Source organism: Lactobacillus sp. ESL1191, from assembly GCF_058504435.1.
On record NZ_CP196365.1, the window covers coordinates 114,707 to 140,402 of the forward strand.

At 43.2% G+C, this 25,696-nt stretch carries 23 protein-coding genes, 1 riboswitch and 1 other annotated feature; of the genes, 9 read left to right on the forward strand and 14 right to left on the reverse strand.

The genetic code is table 11. From position 1 onward, the window contains the following. Nucleotides 1–2: 2 nt before the first annotated feature. The 3 genes from ACSYSN_RS00660 to ACSYSN_RS00670 form a co-directional block, all read right to left on the reverse strand. Nucleotides 3–929 carry a LysR family transcriptional regulator gene (locus ACSYSN_RS00660; protein WP_491712365.1) on the reverse strand — a complete coding sequence of 309 codons (927 nt, stop codon included), beginning with the start codon at nt 927–929 and terminating at the stop codon, nt 3–5. 130 nt (nt 930–1,059) lie between these two features. Further along, entirely contained in the window at nt 1,060–1,548 is a 489-nt protein-coding gene (locus ACSYSN_RS00665) for a hypothetical protein (protein ID WP_317637599.1), read from the reverse strand. 21 nt (nt 1,549–1,569) lie between these two features. Continuing rightward, a complete protein-coding gene (locus ACSYSN_RS00670; RefSeq protein WP_491712366.1) occupies nt 1,570–3,456 on the reverse strand; it encodes an FAD-dependent oxidoreductase in 1,887 nt (628 codons plus the stop codon). Between the two features lie 340 nt (nt 3,457–3,796). Between ACSYSN_RS00670 and ACSYSN_RS00675 the strand changes: the two genes are divergently transcribed. From ACSYSN_RS00675 to ACSYSN_RS00695, 5 genes are all read left to right on the forward strand, one after another. Continuing rightward, entirely contained in the window at nt 3,797–4,885 is a 1,089-nt protein-coding gene (locus ACSYSN_RS00675; RefSeq protein ID WP_491712367.1) for a D-alanine--D-alanine ligase family protein, read from the forward strand. Nucleotides 4,886–4,909: 24 nt separating this feature from the next. After that, nucleotides 4,910–5,647: a transcriptional regulator gene (locus ACSYSN_RS00680; protein ID WP_491712368.1), complete on the forward strand. Its 738-nt coding sequence runs from the start codon at nt 4,910–4,912 to the stop codon at nt 5,645–5,647. A gap of 109 nt (nt 5,648–5,756) precedes the next feature. After that, nucleotides 5,757–6,866 (forward strand): YibE/F family protein, encoded by a 1,110-nt coding sequence (locus ACSYSN_RS00685; protein ID WP_491712369.1) that lies wholly within the window; start codon nt 5,757–5,759, stop codon nt 6,864–6,866. Nucleotide 6,867: 1 nt separating this feature from the next. Next, nucleotides 6,868–7,629, forward strand: coding sequence for a YibE/F family protein (locus tag ACSYSN_RS00690; RefSeq protein WP_317637604.1), 762 nt, complete (start codon nt 6,868–6,870; stop codon nt 7,627–7,629). Beyond that, a complete protein-coding gene (locus ACSYSN_RS00695; RefSeq protein WP_491712370.1) occupies nt 7,626–8,441 on the forward strand; it encodes an alpha/beta hydrolase in 816 nt (271 codons plus the stop codon). The genes ACSYSN_RS00690 and ACSYSN_RS00695 overlap by 4 nt, the downstream gene beginning before the upstream one ends. Before the next feature lie 145 nt (nt 8,442–8,586). Here the strand turns inward: ACSYSN_RS00695 and ACSYSN_RS00700 are convergent, their stop codons facing one another. From ACSYSN_RS00700 to ACSYSN_RS00740, 9 genes are all read right to left on the reverse strand, one after another. Beyond that, nucleotides 8,587–8,742: a hypothetical protein gene (locus tag ACSYSN_RS00700; protein WP_317637606.1), complete on the reverse strand. Its 156-nt coding sequence runs from the start codon at nt 8,740–8,742 to the stop codon at nt 8,587–8,589. Continuing rightward, nucleotides 8,739–11,384 (reverse strand): magnesium-translocating P-type ATPase, encoded by a 2,646-nt coding sequence (gene mgtA / locus ACSYSN_RS00705; protein ID WP_491712371.1) that lies wholly within the window; start codon nt 11,382–11,384, stop codon nt 8,739–8,741. The genes ACSYSN_RS00700 and mgtA overlap by 4 nt, the downstream gene beginning before the upstream one ends. A gap of 100 nt (nt 11,385–11,484) precedes the next feature. Beyond that, nucleotides 11,485–11,649, reverse strand: a riboswitch (M-box (ykoK) riboswitch). Nucleotides 11,650–12,431: 782 nt separating this feature from the next. Continuing rightward, nucleotides 12,432–12,878, reverse strand: coding sequence for a hypothetical protein (locus tag ACSYSN_RS00710; protein WP_491712372.1), 447 nt, complete (start codon nt 12,876–12,878; stop codon nt 12,432–12,434). A 13-nt stretch (nt 12,879–12,891) separates the two neighbouring features. Then, nucleotides 12,892–13,356 (reverse strand): hypothetical protein, encoded by a 465-nt coding sequence (locus ACSYSN_RS00715; RefSeq protein ID WP_491712373.1) that lies wholly within the window; start codon nt 13,354–13,356, stop codon nt 12,892–12,894. Nucleotides 13,357–13,750: 394 nt separating this feature from the next. Continuing rightward, nucleotides 13,751–14,566 (reverse strand): amino acid ABC transporter substrate-binding protein, encoded by an 816-nt coding sequence (locus ACSYSN_RS00720; protein WP_491712374.1) that lies wholly within the window; start codon nt 14,564–14,566, stop codon nt 13,751–13,753. An 11-nt stretch (nt 14,567–14,577) separates the two neighbouring features. Continuing rightward, a complete protein-coding gene (locus tag ACSYSN_RS00725) occupies nt 14,578–15,210 on the reverse strand; it encodes an amino acid ABC transporter ATP-binding protein (RefSeq protein ID WP_491712375.1) in 633 nt (210 codons plus the stop codon). An 11-nt stretch (nt 15,211–15,221) separates the two neighbouring features. Beyond that, the gene (locus ACSYSN_RS00730; RefSeq protein WP_491712376.1) at nt 15,222–15,863 is read right to left on the reverse strand and encodes an amino acid ABC transporter permease; all 642 of its coding nucleotides are present in this window, start codon (nt 15,861–15,863) and stop codon (nt 15,222–15,224) included. Nucleotides 15,864–15,905: 42 nt separating this feature from the next. Further along, nucleotides 15,906–16,136, reverse strand: a binding site (T-box leader). Between the two features lie 615 nt (nt 16,137–16,751). Then, nucleotides 16,752–17,237 carry a hypothetical protein gene (locus tag ACSYSN_RS00735; RefSeq protein ID WP_491712377.1) on the reverse strand — a complete coding sequence of 162 codons (486 nt, stop codon included), beginning with the start codon at nt 17,235–17,237 and terminating at the stop codon, nt 16,752–16,754. Nucleotides 17,238–17,247: 10 nt separating this feature from the next. Next, nucleotides 17,248–18,786: an FAD-dependent oxidoreductase gene (locus tag ACSYSN_RS00740; RefSeq protein ID WP_491712378.1), complete on the reverse strand. Its 1,539-nt coding sequence runs from the start codon at nt 18,784–18,786 to the stop codon at nt 17,248–17,250. 117 nt (nt 18,787–18,903) lie between these two features. Between ACSYSN_RS00740 and ACSYSN_RS00745 the strand changes: the two genes are divergently transcribed. Both ACSYSN_RS00745 and ACSYSN_RS00750 read left to right on the forward strand, forming a co-directional pair. Further along, the gene (locus ACSYSN_RS00745) at nt 18,904–19,794 is read left to right on the forward strand and encodes a LysR family transcriptional regulator (RefSeq protein WP_491712379.1); all 891 of its coding nucleotides are present in this window, start codon (nt 18,904–18,906) and stop codon (nt 19,792–19,794) included. 23 nt (nt 19,795–19,817) lie between these two features. Next, the gene (locus ACSYSN_RS00750; RefSeq protein ID WP_491712380.1) at nt 19,818–20,354 is read left to right on the forward strand and encodes a hypothetical protein; all 537 of its coding nucleotides are present in this window, start codon (nt 19,818–19,820) and stop codon (nt 20,352–20,354) included. Between the two features lie 58 nt (nt 20,355–20,412). Here ACSYSN_RS00750 and ACSYSN_RS00755 read toward each other — a convergent pair whose 3' ends face one another. Continuing rightward, complete coding sequence (locus ACSYSN_RS00755; protein ID WP_491712381.1) at nt 20,413–20,778, reverse strand: aggregation-promoting factor C-terminal-like domain-containing protein; 366 nt, start codon at nt 20,776–20,778, stop codon at nt 20,413–20,415. A gap of 157 nt (nt 20,779–20,935) precedes the next feature. On the opposite strand from ACSYSN_RS00755, the gene ACSYSN_RS00760 reads away from it, so the two are divergent. Continuing rightward, nucleotides 20,936–23,467: a M1 family metallopeptidase gene (locus ACSYSN_RS00760; RefSeq protein ID WP_491712382.1), complete on the forward strand. Its 2,532-nt coding sequence runs from the start codon at nt 20,936–20,938 to the stop codon at nt 23,465–23,467. A 61-nt stretch (nt 23,468–23,528) separates the two neighbouring features. Here ACSYSN_RS00760 and ACSYSN_RS00765 read toward each other — a convergent pair whose 3' ends face one another. Then, nucleotides 23,529–24,740, reverse strand: a complete 1,212-nt coding sequence (locus ACSYSN_RS00765; protein ID WP_491712383.1) for a L,D-transpeptidase family protein — start codon at nt 24,738–24,740, stop codon at nt 23,529–23,531. Nucleotides 24,741–24,851: 111 nt separating this feature from the next. Here ACSYSN_RS00765 and ACSYSN_RS00770 point away from each other — a divergent pair, with 111 nt between their 5' ends. After that, nucleotides 24,852–25,646, forward strand: a complete 795-nt coding sequence (locus ACSYSN_RS00770) for a DUF4931 domain-containing protein (protein WP_491712384.1) — start codon at nt 24,852–24,854, stop codon at nt 25,644–25,646. The last annotated feature ends 50 nt before the right edge of the window (nt 25,647–25,696 follow it).

Below are 25,696 nucleotides of genomic sequence, written 5' to 3' on the forward strand. Positions count from 1 at the left end.
CGCTAGGTGATTTTAGGTTGTAAATTTTTATGCTTGAAGATAGTGACCAAGTTCTGCAAGGCTGGTGAAGTCTCTGCGGAGTGCCTAGTTGCAATAAAGAAAATCAAGTTGAGGATACTACTGTCCAAAGGAAAAAGATTGATTGGAGTCTGGGCAATCCGCTTGATAATACTGGCTGAAGAAATAGTTAGCCCAATGCCATGGATGGCCAGATTAGTCGCTGTGATCACACTCTTGGATTCCATGACAATGTTGCCCTCAATTCTTAAGCGCTGAAAGAGACCATTAACCTGGTGTCTGACTGCCGAACCAGCTGCACTCAAGACCAGTGGTTCTTGTAACAAGTCTTTTAAATTGAGCTCGCCTGGATCAAGAATAAAGCGTCCCGCTTGATAATACGGGGAAGCGGGCGAGATTACGACGTAATAGCGTTCCCCGCCATTGATTACAACATCAAGACTGGAGTTAATGGCCTCTGGAGTTTGTCCAATGTAACAATCAATTTCCCCATTTAGTAACCTTTTTTCGCTTTCTCGCGGAAAATTCTCAACTAATTGGATGCTGACTTGCGGATTATTTTGCAGAAATTGGGGCAGGATTTCCGGTAGTAGGTAAGTACCCAAGCTTTCTAGGATACCGATGCGGATAACTTGTTGCTTCGGGTTAATGTATGAAGCAAGGCGACGATTTAGTTGTTGCTTGTCATAGGAGATGCTTTCGAGGTAGTGGTAATAGATTAAGCCGGCTGGAGTTAAGGTATAAGGCGGTTTACTACGCTCAATTATTTTGACGCCAAGATTGCGCTCAATCCGGCCAATTAGTTGGGTAAGATATGGTTGCGAGATAAAAAGCTCTTTAGCCGCTCTGGTAAAGCTGCTCTCTTTGAGCAAGATATCTAAGAAATGCTGCAATTCTTCTGGATTGTTCATAATAACTCCATTTCTAAGCTGATGTTATTGGTTCAAGGTTTAAATTTACTTTCTTAAATATACAAAAAAACTGATAATTCTGGCAAATATGATTGGCAAAAAATATCAGTTTTTAACTTCTAAAAGTGGTTTAGATTGACCGTGATGCTGGTTTACCTAAAATTACTGTAGCGGTTTTAGTACCAACCCAAACAGCAACAAAGGAAGCAAGATATGAAATAATAAAGAAAATTAGCCAATCATGTGTCCAACCGTTAATCCAGGTTTGCATCCGGATTGACTGGGGAATTTCAGCGTTATAGAAAATACTCTGGCCACTACAAATCAAGGTATTGAAAGTGTTCAAAATAGCGGAAGGGATGATAGCCTGGACCAGCTTAAAGCTCAAGGTTCCTGGTTTCAAGCCTAATAATTGGGCAAAGCGGTCACCCCAACTGTTATATGGAATGAAAAGACTAACAACGAAGACAATAAAGAAAATTTCTGCCCAGAGCTTGAATAAAACTGTCCAGGTCAAGCCAAGTTGGTCAACCAGGATAACAGCAATTGCCATGATGAAGCCCATCACTAGAGCTAAAATGGCGGTAATAATAGTGCCGAAGTGGCTTTTTAAAAACATGGTTTGTTCCTTTCTTAAAGCTTAATTTTGGGAAGCGGCGCTAGTTGCATCTAGGTCCTGGCTTTCTTCATAAGCGGTGTTAGCAGCAATCCGGCCGAAGGTGAAGATATCGGCAAGTGAGTTACCACCCAAACGGTTACCGGCATGAAGCCCGCCGGCATTTTCACCGGCTGAGTAGAGGCCGCTAATGATTTGTCCCGTTGGGTTCAAAACTCGGGCCTGGGGATCAATGGTCAGCCCGCCCATGGTGTGGTGGATGGCTGGCTTTCTTGGTGTGGCATAGAAAGGTGCAACTTCGCACTTAAGACCAAAGACGTTCTTGTGGAATTCGGGATCATTTTTTTGATCGACAGCGTGGTTGTAAGTTTTAATGGTTTTAACTAAAGTGTCTGGCTCCATACCTGCTTTTTGAGCTAGTTCTGTGAGTGTGTCTGCCTTGAGTAAGGAACCGGCCTTGACTTGGGCATCAATTGCTGCCTGACTAGTATTATAGGCAGTTTCCTTAATCTGATCGTCAGCAATCAGGTAGAATAAGCCCCCATTGTCAATCGCTGCCTTGGCCAAGATATCTCGTTCAGCAAACTCGTTGACGAAGCGTTGGCCCTTTTGGTTGACCATAATGAAGTTGGCTGGAGGTGTTTGTAGTCCGGTAAATAATTCCCCCGTCTGCGGATCAGAAACGGGCATTAACTGAATAAAGCCCATGCCGAACAAGTCAGCGCCAGCCTCAAGCCCTAGTTGAATACCATCGCCAGTGATTGCAGGGGAATTGGTGGTAGCAATGTCGTCAGCAATGCTGGTCCAGTACGTATTGAACTTTTGGACCATCTTGGTGTTAGCGCCAAAGCCGCCGGCCGTTAAAATCACTGCCTTGGCGTGGACAGTTAACTTACTACCGTCAGCGCGGGTGGCAATTACGCCGTAGACCTTGTCATGATCAATAATTAAGTGCTCAGCCCTAGTTTCCAGGTGTGGTTCGACGCCATGATTTTTCACCCAATCGCCCAAGATATGAATGTAGGCATAACCCATCGGTTCTACCGGTTTGTGCCCGCGCCGCCAGAGTCCGCCCACCGGCTCGGTAACCTCACTATTATCAAACTTAACGCCTAAATCCGTCAGCCACTTAACCGAGTTCAGGGCGTTGGTAACTAACTCATGGACCAAGTTATACTTACCGTGAATTTCATTACCTTTTAAGTCGGTACGCTTTCCGCCAAGATAGGTTTGGACTTCGTGCAAGAGGGTGGAATCAAATAAGTGGTCTGCCCCAGTTGACACATAATCCTTGATTTGTGCCTGCAACTGCTCAAAGTCTTCCTGGTATTCTGGGTCAATCTGCTCGAGCGGCAGTGCTGCTAGTTCCTCCAAAGTTTCTTTTTCACCAGGCAGAGCCGCGAACTTGCCCTGCCACTCTGGATCAGCTGCATTCAGAGGACCACCAGCCCGGCTTGTGTTGCCGCCAACTTGTGGGTATTTTTCAAGGATGACGACCTGTTCACCGTGCTGAATAGAGCGCACTGCTGCAGCCAGGCCCGCACCACCGGCACCAACAACAACCACATCAGTGGTTATCACTTCGTCTTGCTGTTGAGCAACGGCCGGTTTTGGCCGGTGCTTCCAAGCGGCAGCATCACCACCGGCTTGGGTAATTGCAGCGGCTACACCAGCGATTACGCCGTGGCTAGAAATGGTGGCACCGCTGACCGCATCAAGGTTGAGCGTTTGGTTGGCGACAATCTCTTGGGGGAGTCGGTGAAAAACCTCATCCGCCACGCCCTTAGTCTCGCTAGCTGAATCAACCGTGATTTTAGTAATTTGATTATCATTGATTTCCACCGTCATCGGCATGGCTTCAGATCCGTGTCCCATCGCCTTGACATTGTATTGACCATTTTTTAGTTCCATTTTTTTACTACCTCGCTAATGTTTGTTTTAAATCCTTTTGAAAATAGCATAGCGCTTACAGCTGGGACGAATCAAATAGTTTTTTTGCAATTTTTAAATAACGAAATTGCTATAACGAAATTTTTTATAACACTGTAGAGATTACTACTATCCTATATAGTTAGACTAAATTTAGCTTGTTTCTACATAACATAGCCATTAAGTTATTGGCGCTTTAAGGCTGGCTTGATGAGGTTTTAACCAGATCCGAAAATTATTTGCTAAAAATTAGTGAATTTGTAATTTTTCTGCTAGTAAATGCCGTATAATAAAAAAAGCTAAAACATATGAGGTAGAAACAATGACTAGGAAAACACAGGTTGGTCTTATTTTTGGTGGTAATTCATCTGAGTATGAAGTTTCAATTATGTCGGGCCACAACATTTATAGTGCGATCGATAAAAACAAGTTTGAAGTTCATCCGATTTGGATTACTAATTCAGGCTATATTGCTAACGAAGAGGATGCATTCAAGGTACTTGAAAATCCGCAGTACACGGTTAAAAATCCCCATCAGGCAGCTAATATCGCCAACTTGGTGGAGTTAGCCAACTTGGCTGAAATTGATGTTTTCTTTCCGATTGTTCACGGTAATCTAGGCGAAGATGGCAGTTTGCAAGGCCTTTTTCGCGTGCTGGACAAGGCCTTTGTCGGTGATGATGTATTGTCTGCCGCGGTGACGATGGATAAGGAATTCACTAAAATTCTGGCCCAACGAGTTGGTGTGCCCGTAGCGAATTGGATTGCGATTAAACGGTTTGAATATGAAGATCCAAGCAATGATCACGATGCGTATGCTAAAGTTAGTGCCAAATTAGGTAATGACCTCTTTGTTAAGCCTGCTAACCAAGGCTCGTCCGTTGGCGTACACCATGTGACTACTGCCAAGGAGTATGAAGCAGCTTTGGCTGATGCATTTAGATATGACGACAAGGTTTTGGTCGAAGAGACTATCCACGGCACTGAAGTTGAGACTGCGGTGTTGGGCAATGATCAACCGCAAGTTTCAGGGGTGGGTCAAATCATCAACGCTGAGGGTACTTTTTACAGTTATGAAAACAAGTACGATGAAAATTCAACTACAACTTTGCAGATTCCGGCTGCTATTCCGCCCGAGATCGCAGAGCAGGTTAGGACCAATGCCCTGAAAGTTTACCAGGTAACCGAGTGTAGTGGCTTTGCACGAATTGACTCGACGTTGCGTGCAAGCGACCAGAAGGTTATCTTGACCGAGGTCAATGCCCTGCCAGGATTTACTAATATCAGCATGTATCCTAAACTTTTTGAGCAAGTAGGTATTTCCTATACTGCTTTGATTACCAAACTGATTGAATTGGGATTAGAGCGATATGAGCATAAGCAGATCTTGTTGCACAAGATTGGTCAATAACAATGGGTGAGGGAGTATTGTTTTATGACTAGTGACAAGCATCATTTTGAAGAATTAACCGCGCCGGCGGCGACTGCCAAAGAGTTGCAGATTAGTGTTGCGACCTTGCGTAAGTATTCGCTCATCGTTGAGCGCGTTACCGGAAAAGCAGATTATTACGTCAGAACCAAGCAGAAAGCCCGGTTATACAGCAAGCAAGACTTGCAGGATTTAAAGGACTTTCATCAGTTGGCTCAAGAGCATGGTCTAACCTTGCAAGAGGCGGCCCAGCAAGTTTTTGCAGTTAGTGACCAGAATACAAAAACTGAAGCTGAAGACAAGGGTGTAAAACAGGAAGTAATGTCGACACCGCAAATGACCAAATTACTTAATGCCTTCCAACAAACAATTGAGCAGCAAAATACGGAACTGGCTAATTTGCACCAGCAGTTAGACCGGATTGAAAAGCAAAATCAAGAACTCCTTGAAAACCAGCAAACTGCCGTTGATTCAGAAAAGTTAGCTGCCCTGCCGGATATTTCGGGGATTGTGAGTGAAACCGACCTTGAGGCTGAAGTGCCAGTAGAGCGGCAGCTGACTGCAACCGAGAAGCGGGCTCAAGTTATGCAAGACGAACAAAAGCCTAGCGACCAAGTACACGAAGAAATTTTGTCCAAGGCCAAGGAAAATGCTGAAAAAAGTACTAATGACCACCGAACTTTAGCGGATATGCAGGTAGAACCAACAAAGCAGCATTGGTGGCATCGCTTTATTGATATGTAAATAAAGACGACTTTAATAAAAGTCGTCTTTTTGATGAAATTTAAGTAAATTTTTAAGGAAGTGGACCTACTTTTGGGGTACAGTAAACAGAAGAGATTGGACTGATGAAATGAACAAGATTAAGCAACGCCATTTGCTTGCGCTAGTTGTGGCCGTTATTGGACTGGTGTTAACAGCCGGGACTTACTTTGCCACTAATATTTATGTCAAAGATGATGTGGCGGTTATTACCGACAAGACAATCAAAGATACACTGGTGGAAAAAAGTACAGATGTCTATGGTAATAAGGATGAAACCAGAAAACAAGTCTTACACTTAAAGGTCTTATCAGGAGAACACCAAGGGCGGCACTTTACGACGCAAAACTTTTACTATCCGTCCCAGCTAGTAACGCAAAAATATCGAGCGGGTCAGCGGATTTTTGTTAATATCAAAAAAGGTGAACCTGCCATCCAAAACCCGAAACGAGACTGGGTATTGGTGCTGGCGCTGACCGTTACAGCGGCTTTATTAATTGCCGTTTCAGGCAAAAAAGCGATCGGTCTAATTGCTTCTATGACGCTGAGCTGGGTGCTCTTCTACCTGGTTATTATGCTGAACATTAAATTAAACGGTTCTTACATTGTCTTACTATTTGGCCTTGCCGATATGGTCTTCTCCTTCTTCAGTCTACTGCTGGTACAGGGCTTTAATCGCAAGATGTTGGCAACCTGGGCCGCGACCCTGCTGGGGGTGTCTGTTTCGTTTGTTTTGTGCTATGTGATTATGCGCCTGACGGGCGAGTCTGAAATTAAGTATGAGACAGGTGACTATGCTACCCAAGATCCGCGCGGGATCTTCTTAGCCCAAACGCTATTGGGCATACTGGGTGCGGTTATGGATGAGGCAACGGATATCGTTTCCAGTCTGTATGAGTTAGTCCAGACTAAGAAAGACCTGACTGTCAAACAATTAATTAATAGTGGGCGGACCATGGGCCAAGAGATCATGGGACCGCTAATCAATGTTCTAGTGCTGATTTTTATGTCAGAAGCTTTGCCGCAGACAATTATTTATTTGCGCGATAATAACAGTCTTAAATCGGCCTTTGGTTTTACGTTGTCATTAGGGGTTACCCAGAGTGTTATTTCTGCCATTGGGATTGTTTTGACCGTGGTTTTTGCGACGGGTTGCAGTCTCTGGTTTTTGGAAAATAAACCAGTAAAGGTGGGTGAATAAAATGAGCACGTTAACAGCCTTATTAATTGTCCTAGCCGTCTTGATGGCTGTGGTTGGTGGTGAAACTGGAATTCGCAGTTTTTTCAGTGTCTTGATTAACACCTTACTACTAATTTTATTGGCCGTTTTTATTTCTTGGGGAATCAGTATTCCCATTCTCATTCTAATTTTTATTCCGCTAAAGCTGGTGACGATAATCTTCTTAGGTACGCATGACTATCTAGTTGCCAAAAATTCCTTTTTTTCGGCATTGTGGATTTGTTTGACGGTCAGTGTACTGATTCTGGGCTTTGAGTGGTTGGCTCAAGCGGCCGGTTTGGGACCGGAGGCCGGTGAAATGCTGGTGGGCTTATCACAGATGCCAGGCCTTAGTTATCCCTTGATTGCAGTTGCAGTGGCAATTTTTTCAATGCTCGGTGCGGTTGCCGAGGCAGCCGTTGCAATGAGTTCGGGTTTGCTTGAAATCAAGAAGCACAAGCCAGAGATTTCGACTGCAGAATTACGGGCAAGTGGAGTTAAGATTGGCGATGACGTTTTGGGCACGGCCATGAATACGATTTTGTTTGGGATGTTTGGCAGCTTCTTATCGCTGTTTTTATGGTATATCCGCTTAAACTATACCTTGGGTGAAGTTTTGAACGAAAAAATGTTTGTTAATGAAGCGCTAATTATCTTGTATTCACTCATTGGTGTATTATTAACAGTACCATTATCAACTGCCTTGATTACAAGAGCAATGGCAAAAAATAAGGTGAAAAAATGAAAGTAACAGATTTAACATTAACTAACTTTAATGGACGTAAGTTCAAGGTTCATACCTACACTTTGGCGACAATTGGTGACTTGGTTACCCCCCAGCATCCACTGGCAATTGTGATTCCAGGTGGCAGCTTCGATCACCTCTCCAAGCGAGAGGGCGAACCCGTTGCACTTGCCTTTAACAATTATGGTTTCAATAGTGTGGTAATGGAATACAACTTGGTGCAGGAAGGAGACATTTACCCTGATGCGGGGCTTGATGTCTTGACGACGATCAAGTATTTCCGCGACCACGCCGCAGAATACCAGATTGATCCAGAAAAGATTGTGACCATTGGCTTCTCAGCTGGCGGCCATGTTGCAAGCTTTGCCAATAGCATGGCTAATGCCGCTGCTTATCAACAGCAGTTTGACTTTAAGCAAGTAGATGTGTTGCCCAATAAGACCATTTTAGGTTATCCCTTGATTAACTTGGCTAAGTTGGGCTTTGACGTTCCGGAAGGAGAAGTGGATCTGGTACCGGAGGATGAATTTATTAAAAACAGCTCGTTAGGGGTCACAAGTGACACACCGGCGACCTTTATCTTTCATGCTTGGGATGATCCAATTGTTTTAGTCACTAATACGTTGGAATATGTCACTGCTCTCCATGACCAAAACGTACCGTGCGAGGTTCATCTCTTTAACCGGGGTGGCCATGGTTTTTCGCTTGGCCGCACGGATATGGTCGTTAAGGGACAGGAGTGGCAAGATAATCCGCATGCCGCCCACTGGTTTGACCTGGCCCAAGAATGGCTGGCCAGCGAGTGGCAGTGAGAAAGGTGCACTGATAAATAGTTGAAATCGCAAAAGATAACCGCTGTCCGGTTATCTTTTGTTGCGTGACTAGTGCTAGTTTGAAAATCAATTGGATAAAATAAAACCCACCAGGAAGAATTGTCATTGCCTAGTGGGTTTTTGGTTAATTCATGATGGTATCAACCAGCATAAACGCACCTGAAGTGGTAAATAAAATTGCTGGTGCAAGCTGTTGATGCAATAACCAGGCGATTCCCAAGCCTATCCATGTTAGTGCAAGTGCGGTTTGGACAGGGTAAGTAATAGTTTTTCTTTTCATAATAATGCTCCTGTTTTGTTAATGTACCAGCGTTTGACGATGGTGACTAGGATAATGTAAGCAAGGCAGGTAACTGTCAGTAGGCACCAGAAACTAGCGGGTAAGGGAGACAACTGCAAGAACTGGCCAATTACTGTGAACGGCAGAACAGAACCGAAGACCAAGGCAAGTGAGGTTACCAAGGTGACGAGGCCAGCAGCGCGGCTTTGGATAAAGGGGATTTTTTCCGTGCGCAAAACGTGCAAGACCAGTGTCTGCGTCCAGAGCGACTCGACAAACCAACCGCTATTAAAGAGCTTGATGAAGTTTTGCTGCATAGTTCCTGAGGTTGCTCCGTAGCCATGTCCAATCACGGCTGGACAGATGATAAAATACATTGCTAAATAGGTGGTAATGTCAAAGACGGAACTAGTTGGACCAATATATTTCATGAAACTGGCAATGCTTTTAGCCTCCCATTTGCGCGGAACTTTTAGGTATTCGGGATCCATGTTGTCCCACGGAATCGAGAGACAGGATAGATCATAGACCAAGTTGAGAAATAGTAATTGCATTGGCTGCATGGGTAGAAAGGGGAGAAATGCGCTTGCACATAAAACCGAGAATACGTTACCAAAGTTAGAAGAGCAGGTTGCCTTGATGTATTTCATAATATTGCCAAAGGTTTGTCGTCCGACCACAACGCCCCGTTCTAAGATCATTAAATCTTTTTGGAGTAAGACAATCGATGCCGATTGCTTAGCAATATCGACAGCAGTATCAACTGAAATACCGACATCGGCAGCTTTCATCGATGGTGCATCATTAATTCCATCACCTAAGAAGCCAACCACGTGACCATTATCTCGGAGGGTCTTAACGATCAGTGCCTTCTGCTCTGGAGAGACTTTGACAAAAACGTTGCTGCTTTCGACTGCCTGACCTAATTCATGTGGACTGAAACTTTGGATGTCCCGTCCGGTGATAATGTTGGTGACGTCGAAGCCAATGTTGCGGCACACGGCCTCTGTAACTGGGAGACTATCGCCAGTGATGATTTTAACTTTGGTTCCGTGTTTAGCTAACGCCTTAATGGCTTTGGCCGCGGTGTTTTTGGGTGGATCCAGAAAAGCTAGATATCCTAAGAATATCATATTAGTTTCATCGGTTGTGGATAATTCATCACCTGCACTTGGCTGAGGATTATTTTTGATGGCCAGACCTAAAACTCGTAACCCGTCCTGATTTAAATCGGCTACCTGCTGCAAAATATTTTTCTTCCAGTCCTTGGTCAGGATTTCTTCTTGGCCGTGTGACAATACGCGATTAGACACTGCGAGCATTTCCTCGATTGCTCCTTTGGTGACCATTTGTACCAATCCATCAGCTGTTTCTACGATTGTGCTCATTCGGCGCCGGGAAAAATCGAAAGGCAATTCATCAATTTTTTCGTATTGCCGATCGTCAATTTTTAGTTCGCTTGCAGCCGCTTTAATAACTGCCTGGTCCATTAAATTTTTCAGGCCAGTTTGAAACCGACTATTTAAATACGCATATTTTAGAACCTGGTCTTCTTCCTGATGATTGACGTTATAATGATACTCTAATATGATCTTGTCTTGGGTTAAGGTACCAGTTTTATCGGTACACAATACGTCCATGGCTCCAAAATTTTGGATTGAATTAACATTTTTTACAATGGTGCCACCCTTTGACATGCGCAAAGCTCCCCGCACTAAGTTGGTCGTTACAATTACCGGGAGCATTTCGGGGGTCAAGCCTACTGCGGTTGAAAGTCCAAATAACAATGCTTGCCCCCAATCGCCTTTGGTTAGACCATTCAGAACACAGACAATCGGGGCCATCACTGCCATGAAGCGAATGAGTAGCCATGACGTCTTGCTGATTCCCAGGTCAAAGTTAGTGGGGGTGGGTTTATTATTGGTGATGCTTTGGGTGACTTGTCCGAAACGGGTATTTTGTCCAACCGCGATCACTAGACCGGTTGCTGTCCCACTGACGACGTTACTCCCCATAAAGGCGAGTGTCGGATAATCGGTTATGTCTTCATAGCTGCCCTGCTGGTGTTTAGCACGTTTTTCAACGGGGTAACTTTCTCCCGTCAGCGCAGCCTGAGAAATGAACAGGTCCCGAGTTTTGATCAGCCGGATATCAGCCGGAATCATATCACCCGCCGATAGCTTGACTAAGTCACCAACAACTAAGTCTTCGAGCAGAATTTCCTGGAGCTCGCCATCACGATATACATCGGCTTTCACTTTGACCAATGATTGAAGCTTGTCAGCGGCATTGTTCGATTTAACTGACTGAATTAAGGACATAACCCCGCTGGTCAAAACCATGATTGAAATAATGATTGTCCCCGTTAGATCACGATCGGCTGGAGCACTCCAGAGATAATCGGTACAGAATGAGATTATCCCTAACACGGTTAATACAAGCGTAAACGGGGTGACAAAGGCTTGTAAAAATTGGACGGATAAGGGCGTTTTGCGCCGGTAAGCAAGTTTGTTGCTGCCGTACTTTTGACGGTGTTCGGCTAGGTCTTGTCGTCTGAGCCCGCCAGGCCCAGAAGCAAATACCTTTAATGCCAACTGCGGGGCTTGTTGGGCGACCCTGTTGTAATCTTCTGTCTTATACATAATAAAAAACCTCCTGACAATTAAGTCAAAGAGGTTCCTACAAAAAGCCGCAATTATAAATGCAGCAACAAAAATGCCGCGAATAAATCGCGGCTCCCTAAAATAAATTTTGTTATTTTAGCACTACCCGGCGTAAAGACGTCAGTCATTAGCTACTTGGGAAATAACCTTCGTTCGGTTATTTCTGTCCTATACATTGGCGTTTCGCAACGTTTCTGTACAGTAGCTTATGTCCGTGTAGGAGCCTCGTATATTAAATTAATCAACGTTGAGAATTTACCATGCCAATTAGTTAATGTCAAGGAATAATTAAAACCAATTTTTTTCTTGTACAAAAAGAGGTCTTAAGCCCACCTGATCATAGAATCTATTGAAAAATATTCTTTAGATCTATTTTTAGAAGTTTGCTTATGACCTCTCATTGTAGCTATACTCTTTTGAACCAGTATCGAGGAGTCAAAAATCAACTTGTCTAATTTAAACAAATTTGATGCTAATAATTTATGATTTTTTCTATTAGTGTATGGCGGTAGTCTGTTTAACGACTATACCTGTTTTTTAGTTTAGGTTAGTACAGGTAGCTGTCCTTATTTGTGATGATTAAAAACCTACTAACTCCACTTTTAGGGTTTAATATATATGCGTTGCCACTTGATTTATTGTTGGTACCGTGATCAAATGTACTATCTTGAAAGCGAATCTGATAACAATATTTAAACGGTGTTAAGAAACTGATATTCACATTATTTGACATAGCCGCGTTATTAGAAAAGGCGCCAATAATACTCAGTGGTTTTTTGCGCATATTATTTCCAAGCAAACTGCTTTGACAAATGTATCATAAGACTTATAAGCTCTAACATAACCATAGTAGAAAAACTGTCGTGGTTCATTTGGCTGACCATATATAGCTAATTTTTTGATTTTAAAAGTTTTACGAATATATAATTTAAAATACTGTTTTTTATTAGGAGCATTAATGAAATATCCCGAATTTCTCACATTTCCTAAAAAAACTAAAAACTAAATCCTGCACCATAGTTCATATCACGGACGGGTTTTGGGTTTTCCTATTATCATTGGTACATCCGAAGTTTTCTCAACAACGATTACCTGGTCTCTTAATTTGGGGTAATACAAATATGATTTTTTATTCGTAATTATCAAAATTCCGCCGCGGCCCTTTTGGGGCTTTAAGACATATGCGTCATCCCTTGCACGCTTATCGGTCTCATGTTTGAATTTGCCATTGTTAGCTATTGCTCTCTTGTAGGTACCTCGGTCGAATTCAGCGCCATTAAAATAAAATCGATAGTGGTTTTTAGGTAGCCCCAAAGAAATATTTACATTATTAGGGGGGTTGACCTTATTATCAAAGTCCCCTCTAGGAGTCGGAGTAGCCGGATTTTTGCTGGCATTAATCAAGAAAAAGAGCGTAATGACCAGCAAACAGCCAAGAACATAAGTACTGATTTTGTAAGGGTTTTTGCTCATCTTCTTGCTCCGCTTATTGTGCTATCGCATATGGATCTTCGCTATAAAAAGCTCTGGCATAACCATAATATAAAAATTGTTTGGGACCGGTTTGATGGCCATACGGATGACCATACCAAGCTACTTTTTGAACTTTATATGTTTTTTTAATATAGAGTTTAAAATATTGGGTTTTGTTAGGGGCCTTCACATATTTTCCGGAACTTCCATTATTGCCAAGGTTAACTGAAAAGCTCACTCCGGCAAATCCAGAACTGACACTAATACTGGGCCCCCCACTGTTCGACCAATGAAATCCCCCACCGGACCGAAATCTAGTTCCCTTGGCTGGCTGATTGCCGGCATAACCCTTAGCAACAGGATATTTTGTATCGACTACTTTATAAGTAAGATTAACATAAGATGGTGTTCTCGTTCCGATTTTGTTTGAATTTTCTGAAGTTATTGCTGCTAATTGCTGGTTAATCTGTTGGTTCAATTCTTTTTCTACAACTTCTTCTGGAACTTGATAATAATTACCTGAACCGAATAATTCATTATTAAAATAAGATTTTTCAATATAGTTAGTATTGAGAGTGTCTGATGCTTCAAATTTACTTGCAGATACTTGCTGCGATACACCACCTATAGTAATCAGCGATAACAGTAATGTTACTTTTGATTTATTTAAAAAACTTTTTCATAATAGTTTCTCCTTTATTTATTAAAAATATTTTAATATATTTATAATAATAAATCAAGGTTTTATTTATCTTATTAAATATTGTTTCTTTGTTTTGCTATTTGTAAGATTTATCATAAATGATTTTTTAGTTCTTATTTCAATCCACTTGGATTGAAACTAGCAAAAGATAAATCGATAATTTTTTGACTTAGTTTGGGCGCTCTGTGCCAAACCACTTATGTTTAATTTTGGCTAGTTTACCGGACTTTTTTAAGGTTTTAAGGCCAGCGTTAAGCTTGCGCGTTAATTCGCGGTCGGACTTTCTGATCCCAACGACAAAACTTTCATGCTTAAAGTTACCAGCTACCAGTTTGTACCTGGCAGGATTGCGGTCATGGGACAAATAATAGTCGGCGTACGTCCGATCGATTAGTAAACCGTCAATTCTACCCGCGTTCAAGTCCATAAAGGCTTCGTTAAAGCCATCATATAGAACGGGGGTCCGGTTTTGGATGAAGTCTTTCAAGAGCTGGGGTTGTTGTTCGAAGCGATCATAACCGGAAGACCCGTTTTGCACGCCTAGTCTTTTCCCCTTCATGTCGTTAAACCGGCGAATGCCCCTTTTTTTGAGGGCGACGATAACTTGGTCATTTTTCATGTAGCTGTTGCTAAAGTTGACTTTTTTAGCTCTTTCGGCCGTCTTGGAATAACCGTTCCAAATCAGGTCAATGGTCTGATTTTGCAACTCGTTTTCCTTCATGGACCAGTCAATCGGCTGAAAGTCGACCTTAACCCCGTATAAGTTAAAGACAGCTTTGGCCAGGTCAACATCAAAGCCCACAATCTGCCCAGCCTTATTCTGGAAACCTAGTGGTACAAAGGTATCATCAAGGCCGACAATGACGCGCTTGGTGGCCTTAATGCGCGGCCACTGGTCAGTGTCGGTTTTAGCCCGGCCACAAGCAGTTAGCAGGGGGAAAAGCAAAAATAGCAGTAGCGGTAGCCAAATTCTTTTCTTCTTCATGGTGCCCTCCCTTAAATTGCTTCCACTTTCAACATCTTATCGGCGATGTGCTTGGCAAAGTCAAAATCATGGGTCACCACGATTTGCGTAATGCCTTGTTCTTTCAGGGTCAAGATTACCTTTTCCACTTGTTCACGCAGCTCGGGATCAAGGGCACTGGTCGGCTCATCATAACCGATTACCATAGGCTTCATGGCTAGGGCCCTAGCCAAGGCAACCCGCTGCTTCTGTCCGCCCGACAGCTGGTAAGGAAACAGTTCTTCCTTGCCAGCTAGCCCCAATTCCGTCAGCAAATTTTGGGCTTGAACAATACTGGCTTTTTTAGATTGCTGTAAAACCAGACGCGGGGCCAGAGTGATGTTTTCGATAACGGACAGGTGGGGGAATAACTGAAAGTCTTGAAAGACGATGCCCACTACTTGATCGGCATTGGCCATTTGCGCGGGGTCGAAGGGCACACCGTCCATCGTTAATTCGCCGGCATCAATCGTTTCCAGTCCGGCCAGGCAGCGCAGCAAAGTTGTTTTTCCGGCACCGGAAGGACCAACAATGGCAAGGATTTCGCCATCCGTAATTTCTAGGTTTAAATTGGCAATAATTTTGCGACCATTAAAGCTTTTAACTAAGTTTTTGATTTTAAGCATGGATCGTCCTCCTACTTGTAATACTGATAGTGCTTTTCTAGTTTTCTTGCTAGAAAGGTCAAACAAGCGGTTAATAGCAAGTAGATGAAACCGACTAAAAAGAGGGGGATTAGGGTAACATCGCGGCTCATGGCAATTTGGCCGGCCCGCAATAAGTCGCCCAAGCCTAAAACGTAAATTAGCGAGGTATCCTTGACGAGGTTAATAACCTCATTGCCGATTGAGGGCAGCACGATCTTGATTACTTGGGGTAGAATAATTTTCGTAATGGTCTGCTTTTTGGTCAAGCGGAGTACTTTGGCCGCTTCATACTGACCCTCGGGAATCGACTGGATGCCCCCACGGAAAATTTCGGCAAAGTAGGCCGCATAGTTGAGAATAAAGGCAAATATGGCTGCATCATACCGTTCAAAGACAATGCCCATTAACGGTAGACCATAAAAGACAAAAATCAATTGGAGCAATAAAGGGGTCCCGCGCATTAACCAAATATAAAAATTGATTAGCCAGCGTAGAGGCTTAACCCTTGTCAGTAGGGCAAAAGAAAGCAATATCCCGAGCGGAACGGAGCCTAATAAGGTAAAGCAAAATATTTTCAGGGTCATTCCAACACCATTAAACAAGGCTGGAAAAATTTCTAGAGCATAGTTCATTTAATTTCTCCTTAAAACAAAAAAGTCCTTTAGCTCTAAGAGCTAAAGGACGAATAACCGTGGTTCCACCTTTGTTCGCTATTGCCTCGCGACAATAACCTCAAGAAGTCTAGCAACTTCTACAGCGCTAACGGGCCAGCCCGTCCCCTCTTACTAACTTTCAAAGGAGATACTTCCAGATGTGATTCACTTTATTCTTCTGCCTTTTTCCATCAACCAAAGGTTCTCTGTTCTAGAATAAAATAAAGCTACTCTTCTGTTCAAAGTAGTTAATTTTTATCTATGTTACCTGATTATCCAATATTTTAAAAGACCTGTTTTTTTCATGGAGATTAATTGCCAAAAAAGCAACTTTTTTCAGCTCATGTCTTGCAATTTTTTTATAAAGGTATATAATACGCATATTTACATCGAAAGAAGGGACATGGTTTTGAAGTTGACCAAGATAAAAATTTTAACAGCGGTAAACGGTTTATTAACTTTGAGTAGTCTAATCATGTTATTCTTTGGATTATGCAATCAAGTTAATGAGCCCCATCGTCTGCTTAATGAAAGCCAGACGTTTACATTGAACGGCAACAGCATGATGATTATGGGTGCGGTAGTTGCATTTACCGTATTTGGCTTAGCCTTTTTTGCTACTTGGCTGCGATGTGGACGCGTGAAGGCCCACTTGTCTCACCACTAGTATTAAGTTAAGAAACTGTGCTTTAGGATAAAGCACAGTTTTTTGGTGGACAAAGTAGAGTCTGGGATAAAAATCAAAGCTAATCAAAAAGACTGATAAATCACGGCAATAAACGGTGATTTGTCAGTCTTTTTAAATTATGGAATTTTTTAGTTTAAGTTAAGGAGCATTTTTTCCAGATTTTGCATGATCGTATTCAGTTAACGCTCAAGTGCTGGTGTCGGTACGAATTTTTTGGCAATCGTATTACCCAGCCAAACACCAATAAATGAAGCAAAATAAGAAGCGATGAAACAGGGCAACCAGGCCTTGGCGCAACTTTGCAGATAGACCGTCATTCTAGCGGTTTTCGGAATAGCATCATGGTAAAAAATGCTGGTGCCGGTACAAATTAAGGTATTACAGCTGTTTAAAACGATAGAAGGGATAAGTGCTTGAAGCAACTTAAAAAGTGAGCTGTCCGTTTGGACGGGGAACAAGTTAGCAAACCAATCGCCCCAAGCGTTATAGGGCACGAATAAACTGACCACAAAAACAATTAAGTTTATTTCAGCTGTAAGTTCAAATAAGTTGACCCAGTTAAAGGGGAGGGCATTTAAAACAATGATAAACATGGCCATCACGAGTCCCATGAAGAGGGCTAAGACAGAGGTTAGAACGGTCCCAAAGTGACTTTTATAAAACATCAGTTGGCTCCTAATTATTGAGGTATTGAACAGCATGTTCTGCTGCCATCCGCCCTGAATTCCAGGCAAAAGCACAGGTTACGCCCTCAACGTCCGAGTATGAATTATCATACATCCCAGTAGCATTGGCGCCAACAACGTAGACACCCGGAATAACTTGCTCATTTTCTCCAATCGCCCGACAATTTTCATCAATTTCGATGCCACCAATTGTTCCTAGAACAGCTGAGCGGACTTTAATGGCATAAAATGGTCCGTGGTTAACTCCAAATTGCAAGAGGGCCTTGTCCTTGTTGAATTCTGGGTCATACTGATTGGCGATTGCTTCGTTGTAACGTGCTACCGTACTTTCCAAGTTACTTACGGGTACGCCCATTTGTTGGGCTAATTCCGTTAAGTCATTGGCTTTCAGTACATAGCCATCGGTCATTGCCTGCTGCCAGTCGCGGTCTAGAGTTGATAGCGGACCAGTAGTGGCATCACAACTCCATTGCCGCATTAACTGGGTCGGTTCGTTAACGTCTTCAGGTTTTAAGCTATCGATGAAGTTCTTGGCAGCGCCATAGCGCGTGTATGAATTCAACATCGGAACTTTTTCTTGGTTAAATTTATCAAGAGTTGCCTGGTCCAAAATTTCAAAATACTTACCGTTTTGTTTGGCCGTCACATTTCCCCACAGCACACTGTCGTAGACGACCCGTTCGTCGGTAAATCGCTCACCGCGGCGGTTAACCCAGAGCAATGGCAAAGAATATAGTTGATTAATCGAATAATTTCCCTCTTCGCCGCCGGTAGCCTCAAAAGTAGGGTAAACACAGGCATTGTGGTTTTGGAAGTTATAAAAGCCGCGCATCTGGCCCCCAACCGCATGAACCATTTGAATACCATCACCGGTAGCCTTAGTTTCTCCGGCAACATACCAGTCACTAATATCCTGGTCGACGTATTTTTTGACCATTTCTGTGTTACCAATGAAGCCGCCATCAGCGACGATTACTACCGGTGTATTAGCTAGCAGGCTTTGACCATGATACTCATATTTAACCCCAGTTAGTTTTCCCGCAGTCATAACTAATTCTTGACCACTTGCCTTAGTTAAGACGTCACCGCCATGCGCTTGAAAATAGCTGACCAAGTTGTCAAAAGCGTTAAGCTTATCAATAAACATATGGTAAGTTCCAGGCTTGCCCCAATGGTAGTCCTGCACATCTCCGACTAATAAAGTCTTCAAACCATGATCTTGGAGCCAGTCGATCGTGTCCGCTGACTTGTCAATAAACTTACGGACTAGTCGGCCATTATTACGCCAATGAGCCCAGCTCATGAGGTGATGGAACATGTCATCACGCGTGGTATAATCGCCAGCATTAATCTGTTGTTGCGACTCAATAGCAAAAATACCTTCAGCTGCCCACTTAGAAGCGCCACCCCAGTCTTGTCCTTTTTCTAACGCTAAGACGGACTTTCCTTGCTCAACTAACTCTACACCGGCAGCTAGTCCGGCGCCGCCTAATCCAATAATTACTGCATCATAATTTTGCTTAGCCATCTTTCAATTCCTCCATAGCTAAATTAATTAAATTTATCACAAGCTTATAATATAGCGTTTACAAACTTCATAATAGGCATTATTCTTTTGGATAGAGGAAAAAAGATTTCGGGTGGTATGATGGATTCAAACCAATTACAAAACTTTATTGCGGTAGTTGATGCTGGCAGTTTTCAAAAGGCAGCGAAGTTGAAATTTTTAACGCAACGAGCCATCTCAATTAGCATGGCTCAACTGGAAGCTGAATTAGGTTTTAAGTTGTTTTTGCGCGGAAAAAACAAAATCGTGGTGACACAGGCGGGACAACAATTTTATGCCCATGTGCGTGACATGATGCAAAACTTAGGCTCAACGATTGAAATTTTAAAAACAAACCAGCAGGCGGAGTATCAGGAGCTAAATATCGGCTATTTTTCTCCTTTTGATGGGCTCTTGTTAGCTCAGCATCTCAACGCAACGCAACTAAAAGGAAAGGTAAAAATCAATGTTAGTGAGGAAAGTGTCGAAAATCTGATTTCAGATGTGGTGCTGGGTGTTTTGGATGGAGCTTACGTGATGGATTACCATAGCCAGAATTCTTACTTAAAACACCCGCTGCAAACGACGACGATTTTCAACAATCAAATTATGATTGGGATTAGTCGGCAAAATCCCTTGAGCCAGATGCCATTTTTAGATGTCGAAATTTTAAGCCAGTACCCGCTACTTTATTATGCACCTGAAGATTCGAATTATATTAAGAATGGTTTTGTCAGCCATCTCCATCTTGAACTTAAGCAACTGGATATTAGGCGCGTGCCCAGTATTGAGCATATGCAGCTTCTTGTAGCTGCCAACCAAGCAATTGCCCACTATGCGGGTGGGCTAATTGATTTGCCCTTAAACCAGCGGGTCGCTTATCTTCCGTTGGACGGTGTGGATACCAGTTACTCAATCCAGTTTATCTATCAAAAGCAAGGGCCCAAAGCCGACTTAATTAAGAAGTATCTGTCGGGTATTCAGCAGTAAAAATCAGATATCATGAGGTAACGATGATGAATAAACTTAAAAGCACTATGTACGACCCATTTTTGCCCACCTTGTTAATCTCGATGCATGGCGAATATGTTCAGCAAATCATGCAAGGGCAGAAGATTATTGAATACCGCAAGCGTTTTTTTAAAGACAGTTTCCAGGCCTTTGTCTATACTACCGGGAGCAGGGGCGGAATTCAGCTTTTCCTGAAATGTAGTCCCGCGATTAGCAGTGATGCTGCTACTCTGGCCAAGATTGGGCAAGTCATCCAGGGCGATGAATATACGGAAATCTATGATTACTTCAAAGAAAAAGATGAGGGTTGCATTATTCCGATTGTCGAAACTTGTGAAATCGCCAAAGTTTCACTGGCCCAGTTACGTAGTCTTGAGCCCGCGATTACGATGCCACAAAATTATCTTTTTTTGGAGCGGCCAGAAAAGAAAAAAATTTTTGACTTTTTAATTAATCAAAGTTGTCAAAATAAGCAAGTCCACGATTGGGCTGAGCGCTTTAAGCAAATTCAGCAGGTGGTTCAGCCAAGAAACAGATAAAAACACAGCTTAGTAAGTAACTAAGCTGTGTTTTATGAGCACAAAATTATTGGAGTTTTTAGTACCAGCGGTTGGCCAGCCAAAACTTCTTAGCATTAACCCATGAACCATAACGGCTGTATACGTAGTTGTCAGCCGTTTGTTCTTGATTTTTCGGAGATAAATCACCACGGAGGTAAGCAACATTTAATTGGTATTTGCCGTAACAAACACCGTTTTTAGCATTATATTTGCCGCCTGATTCGTGTTGAGCGATCCATCTTTTGGCAGCTTGTTCTTTCTTTGATAACTTTCTTGCGGCTTGAACGGTTTGAACGCTTGCATCACTATTACTAGTTTCGATAACTGCAACCAAGCTAAACGTAAGCGCCAGCGCTGCGATTAACTTTAAAATCAAACTTTTACTTTTCTTCAATTTGTTCATTCCTCATAATTAATTCAAATCTTATTATCGTCCATGATACACAGCCAATGTTTCATTGCTGTTACAGAAAGAACACGCATCGCTTACAATCGGCTTTTAATGTTATCTTGGGGTAACTTTGGTAGAATTAAGACAATAACTATTTAGGAGGCAGAATATGTCAGAAAAACATTTTTATGAAACTTTTCACCCTGAACACTATGACCTGTTCATTGACGTTAATCGTAAGCAAAAGACCATTACTGGTACTACAACCATTACTGGTGAGGCAATGGAAGACACCATTTTGGTTAACCAAAAGTACATGACCATTACGGCGGTGAAGTGCGGTGGCCAAAGTCTGCCCTTCACTGTTGATGACGAGCGTGAAGCCATTAAGATCAGTCTTGGTAAGACGGGTCAAGTAACAGTTGAAATCGCTTATACGGCTCCCTTGACTGATACGATGATGGGCATTTACCCGTCATATTACACCCTTGATGGAGTAAAAAAGCAGATTATCGGTACGCAGTTTGAAACTACTGCAGCCCGCCAGGCCTTTCCTTGTGTCGATGAGCCAGAAGCAAAGGCGACTTTTTCACTTGCCCTGAAATATGATGAGCAAGCCGGCGAGACTACGATTGCCAACATGCCTGAAGTTAAGGTCGAAAACGGTGTTCACTATTTTGCTGAAACAGTCAGAATGTCTAGCTACTTAATTGCCTTTGCCTTTGGTGACTTACAGTCCAAGCTAACTGAAACTAAGGATGGGGTAAAGGTTGGAGTTTTTGCCACTAAGGCCCACCAGGCCAAGGAATTAGACTTTGCTCTGGACATTGCCAAGCGCGCAATCGAATTTTATGAGGATTTCTATGAAACAAAATACCCTCTGCCTCATTCCTGGCAACTAGCTCTGCCAGACTTTTCTGCTGGTGCAATGGAAAACTGGGGCTTAATTACTTACCGTGAGGCTGCTATCTTACTCGATCCAGATAACGCGACGGTTGAGCAAAAAATCTATGTAGCAACAGTCATCGCCCATGAGCTGGCCCACCAGTGGTTCGGCGACCTGGTTACGATGAAATGGTGGGACGACCTGTGGCTCAATGAAAGCTTTGCCAACATGATGGAGTATGTTTCAGTCGATGCATTAGAGCCAGAATGGCATGTTTGGGATAATACCTACCAGATATCTGAAGTTCCGGCAGCCTTGCGGCGAGATGCAACAGATGGTGTCCAATCCGTTCACGTGGAAGTTGAACATCCAGCTGATATCGATTCACTTTTTGATAGTGCCATTGTTTACGCTAAGGGGTCGCGGATGCTGGTCATGGTGCGGGCCCTGATGGGTGATGACGCCTTGCGTCAGGGGCTCAAATACTATTTCAACCAGCACAGCTACGGTAATGCAACGGGTGACGACTTGTGGAATGCCTTATCTACCGCGACTGACCTCGACATTGGTAAAATCATGCACACTTGGCTGGATCAGCCGGGCTACCCAGTAGTTAGGGTCAAGGTTAATGACCAGGGACACCTGGTTCTGCACCAGCAACAATTCTTTACTGGCGCTGGCCAGGATATAGGGCGCAAGTGGGCAATTCCTCTGAACGCTAACTTTACCGCACCACAGATTATGGAGGATCCCGATCTTGATTTGGGTGACTACCAGGAACTGCGCGCAGCAGCAGGGCATGCGCTGCGCCTTAACGTGGGCAATAGTTCACACTTCATTGTTAATTATGATGAAACCCTGATGGCAGATATCATGGCTAGCCTTGACGTCCTCCAGCCAGTTGACCAATTGCAGCTACTTCAAGACCTGGGGCTGCTGGCTGAAGGCAAGCAGATTTCCTTTGCTGAACTGGTACCGCTTTTGCCTAAGTTTGCCGATTCTCGTTCAAACATTGTCATCAACGCGATGTTTAATGCAGCTGAAAAATTACGGATGTTCACTAAACCAGATTCAGCGGCAGCGAAGAATTTGCAGTCCTTTACCCACAAGCTGGCGCACCAGCAAATGGCTCGCCTTGGGTGGCAACCTAAAGCAGCAGACAATGCTGATGACCGATTAATCAGACCAATGGCCTTGTCAGCTGAACTGTACGCTGAAGACCAGGCAACGATTGAAGCAGGCCACCAACTTTTTATCGCCAATGAGCAAAATCTGGCAGCCATTGATGCGGCGATTCGGCCCTATGTGTTGATTAATGAGGTCAAGAACTATCATAAGTCAGGCTTGATTGATCATCTGCTAGAGGAATACCAAACGACTGTTGACCCATATTACAAGGGTGACTTGCTGGCTGCAATCCGGTCAGCTAAAGATGCCAATGATCTTAAGCAAGTCGTTGCCAACTTTAAAAATGCCGATATCATTAAGCCGCAAGACTTACGCAGTTGGTACTTCGGTGTCTTGGCTAATGCTAAAGGTGAGCAAGCCGCTTGGGATTGGTTACGGCGTGAATGGTCCTGGCTGGAGCAGACAATTGGTGGTGATATGGAATTTACTACCTACATCACGATCACGGCGCGGGCGTTCCATACGGCTAACCGACTCAAAGAATTCCAGGAATTCTTTGAGCCGAAGGTTGATCAACCTGGCTTAGGCCGTGAAATCAAGATGGATACCAAGGTGATTGCGACCAAGGTAGACTTGGTTGAAAACGAGCAGGATGCAGTTAATAAGGCAGTTCAAGCCGCAATCTGATGGAATTAAAGACAAAGAAAAAGCATTACCAAAGCAGGTAATGCTTTTTTCTATTATTAAGTTAGTCATAAATAATAACGGCCTCGTGCTTGCTGACATTTTGCCAAACCCGTTTAATTTCGTTTGGCTTGATGTTAATACAACCGTGCGAGCCACCACGTAAGTAGGCGGTCTTAGACCAGTCACCACGCCAAGCAGCATCATGTAATCCGCAGCCACTTAGCGTAAACGGCATCCAGTACTTAACCGGTGAGGCGTACTTGGAGCCATCGTTATTGAGGCCGCGTAAGACAGTGTGTTTTTTCTTATAGTGGATGTACCAGACACCTTGCGGAGTGCGGTTATCCTTGTTGCCGTCCTTAGTGCCAGTTACCACGTCAGTTAAGTGCACGGCTAGTTTACCATTTCTAACAATCCAAAGTTCTTGCCTTTTTAGGGAAACTACAATGTAATTATCGCCAATACCATGGTTACTCTTGCCGTAGCCTAGGCCGTAGGTGCTGTAACCTAGGCCATAAATGTAATTCTTCCCGTCAAGGCTCTTGGTCCCATTCAAAAAGGCTTGTTCAACGGCTCCTTGGGCTTTTTTAACATTGACCGCCCACCCGTAACTCTGATTCTTAACCGTGATTTGCTGTTGGTTCAACTTGTTTTTGACCGGGACGGCAAACTGATAGCTCTTGTGGAAGGTCGAGACGGTCTGGTCAATAGCACTTAATTTGGCAGTTAGGCTTTCAGAATTAATGAAAGTGTATTTGCCGTTTTTGTAGATGGCCTTGTCAATTAAGGTCCGTGCTTTTAAGGTGTAGGTCTTGCCTGCAATGTGATAGTCAACGGTGGCGCGGCTAACATTTTGCATCTTGTTGCGAGCAGTATCTAGTTCCGAATAGTTGTAAGTGTAGTCCTGTTTGTTGGGCATGGCGGTGTGTTGTTGGTTAAAATAGTTGGCCACGGTCTGGTGGTCAATAATATTAATACCAGGGTCGCGCTCAATTGTGACCTTACCCTTTTCCAGAACCACAATGTTATTGGCCCGCTGATTAATCTTCTTAGTTGCTTTAGCGACCGTCAGATTACCGACGTCTACCCCATAGATACTGACGTTAGGATTAAAATGGTTAGTAGCAAATTCTCTGGCTTGCTTTTGAGTAGCAGTGTGATGGTTGTATAAAACGACGCCAAAGACGACTGCCAAAATCAAGACGACAGCAATGATAATCAAGTATAGATTACTGCGATTATGATATTTCTTAAAGTTTTTTCTAGATTGCATAACTTACCTACCGTAAATGTAACTATAAAATAATTGCGGTTTAAGTTTATCATCTATCACGAAGCTAGTAAAATACAATGGTTAGGAAAAGTATTTTTAAGGAGACGGGTAATGGATGACGAACCGCTAATTTTCGATGTTAATATTGCTAAAGACAAGCCTAATTCCTATCATAAGACCAGGGAAGATTTGGGGTGCCCTTTTTGTCAAGTTGCTACTTTAACCGACATTTATGAGCGTCAAGGGGAAATGATCTGGCTACGTAATAAGTTTCCTACCTTACAAGCAACCGTCCAGACGGTGTTAATTGAGTCAAGTGACCACAACGGTGACATTACCACTTATACGGCCAGCCATAACCGTGAACTAATGCACTTTGCACTCAAGTGTTACAGGCAGATGGTCGCTAGTGAACAATTTAAGTCGGTGCTGTGGTACAAAAACTTCGGCCCTAATTCTAGTGGTTCGCTGACCCATCCCCACATGCAGCTCGTGGGCTTAAAAAAGCAGGATGGTTATCGCCATCTGCAGCCGGATAACTATAAAGGAATTAGTCTGTTTAATAATCACAGGGTAGAAGTAAACGTTGCGACCCATCCGGTGCATGGCTATGTGGAGTTGAACTTTAACTTGCTAGCAACATCTGGCGTTGATTGCTGGGCCGACTGGATTCAGAGCGGTGCCAAATACCTGCTTAATGTCCTGTCTAGTGGTCGCTGTGATTCTTATAACTTGTTTTTTTATCCATTAGAGCAGGGCGGTACCTGCGCCAAGTTGATTGCTCGTTTTCCTGCTTCGGCCTACTTTGTTGGTTATAAGTTGTCTCAGGTTGATGATGAAAAGAAGCTTAATGAAGAAGCAAAACGATTTAAGCATTTTTTTGCTAACGGCTCCAAGCTAGTTTGAACAAGTTTTGGGCTAGCAGGATAATTGCGGGCCCGTACATTTAGCACTAT

What these genes read in the sequence shown, in the direction of transcription:
- ACSYSN_RS00660 (WP_491712365.1), bottom strand. Translation starts at nt 929, where the DNA reads ATGAACAATCCAGAAGAATTGCAGCATTTCTTAGATATCTTGCTCAAA.
- ACSYSN_RS00665 (WP_317637599.1), bottom strand. Translation starts at nt 1,548, where the DNA reads ATGTTTTTAAAAAGCCACTTCGGCACTATTATTACCGCCATTTTAGCT.
- ACSYSN_RS00670 (WP_491712366.1), bottom strand. Translation starts at nt 3,456, where the DNA reads ATGGAACTAAAAAATGGTCAATACAATGTCAAGGCGATGGGACACGGA.
- ACSYSN_RS00675 (WP_491712367.1), top strand. Translation starts at nt 3,797, where the DNA reads ATGACTAGGAAAACACAGGTTGGTCTTATTTTTGGTGGTAATTCATCT.
- ACSYSN_RS00680 (WP_491712368.1), top strand. Translation starts at nt 4,910, where the DNA reads ATGACTAGTGACAAGCATCATTTTGAAGAATTAACCGCGCCGGCGGCG.
- ACSYSN_RS00685 (WP_491712369.1), top strand. Translation starts at nt 5,757, where the DNA reads ATGAACAAGATTAAGCAACGCCATTTGCTTGCGCTAGTTGTGGCCGTT.
- ACSYSN_RS00690 (WP_317637604.1), top strand. Translation starts at nt 6,868, where the DNA reads ATGAGCACGTTAACAGCCTTATTAATTGTCCTAGCCGTCTTGATGGCT.
- ACSYSN_RS00695 (WP_491712370.1), top strand. Translation starts at nt 7,626, where the DNA reads ATGAAAGTAACAGATTTAACATTAACTAACTTTAATGGACGTAAGTTC.
- ACSYSN_RS00700 (WP_317637606.1), bottom strand. Translation starts at nt 8,742, where the DNA reads ATGAAAAGAAAAACTATTACTTACCCTGTCCAAACCGCACTTGCACTA.
- mgtA (WP_491712371.1), bottom strand. Translation starts at nt 11,384, where the DNA reads ATGTATAAGACAGAAGATTACAACAGGGTCGCCCAACAAGCCCCGCAG.
- ACSYSN_RS00710 (WP_491712372.1), bottom strand. Translation starts at nt 12,878, where the DNA reads ATGAGCAAAAACCCTTACAAAATCAGTACTTATGTTCTTGGCTGTTTG.
- ACSYSN_RS00720 (WP_491712374.1), bottom strand. Translation starts at nt 14,566, where the DNA reads ATGAAGAAGAAAAGAATTTGGCTACCGCTACTGCTATTTTTGCTTTTC.
- ACSYSN_RS00725 (WP_491712375.1), bottom strand. Translation starts at nt 15,210, where the DNA reads ATGCTTAAAATCAAAAACTTAGTTAAAAGCTTTAATGGTCGCAAAATT.
- ACSYSN_RS00730 (WP_491712376.1), bottom strand. Translation starts at nt 15,863, where the DNA reads ATGAACTATGCTCTAGAAATTTTTCCAGCCTTGTTTAATGGTGTTGGA.
- ACSYSN_RS00735 (WP_491712377.1), bottom strand. Translation starts at nt 17,237, where the DNA reads ATGTTTTATAAAAGTCACTTTGGGACCGTTCTAACCTCTGTCTTAGCC.
- ACSYSN_RS00740 (WP_491712378.1), bottom strand. Translation starts at nt 18,786, where the DNA reads ATGGCTAAGCAAAATTATGATGCAGTAATTATTGGATTAGGCGGCGCC.
- ACSYSN_RS00745 (WP_491712379.1), top strand. Translation starts at nt 18,904, where the DNA reads ATGATGGATTCAAACCAATTACAAAACTTTATTGCGGTAGTTGATGCT.
- ACSYSN_RS00750 (WP_491712380.1), top strand. Translation starts at nt 19,818, where the DNA reads ATGATGAATAAACTTAAAAGCACTATGTACGACCCATTTTTGCCCACC.
- ACSYSN_RS00755 (WP_491712381.1), bottom strand. Translation starts at nt 20,778, where the DNA reads ATGAACAAATTGAAGAAAAGTAAAAGTTTGATTTTAAAGTTAATCGCA.
- ACSYSN_RS00760 (WP_491712382.1), top strand. Translation starts at nt 20,936, where the DNA reads ATGTCAGAAAAACATTTTTATGAAACTTTTCACCCTGAACACTATGAC.
- ACSYSN_RS00765 (WP_491712383.1), bottom strand. Translation starts at nt 24,740, where the DNA reads ATGCAATCTAGAAAAAACTTTAAGAAATATCATAATCGCAGTAATCTA.
- ACSYSN_RS00770 (WP_491712384.1), top strand. Translation starts at nt 24,852, where the DNA reads ATGGATGACGAACCGCTAATTTTCGATGTTAATATTGCTAAAGACAAG.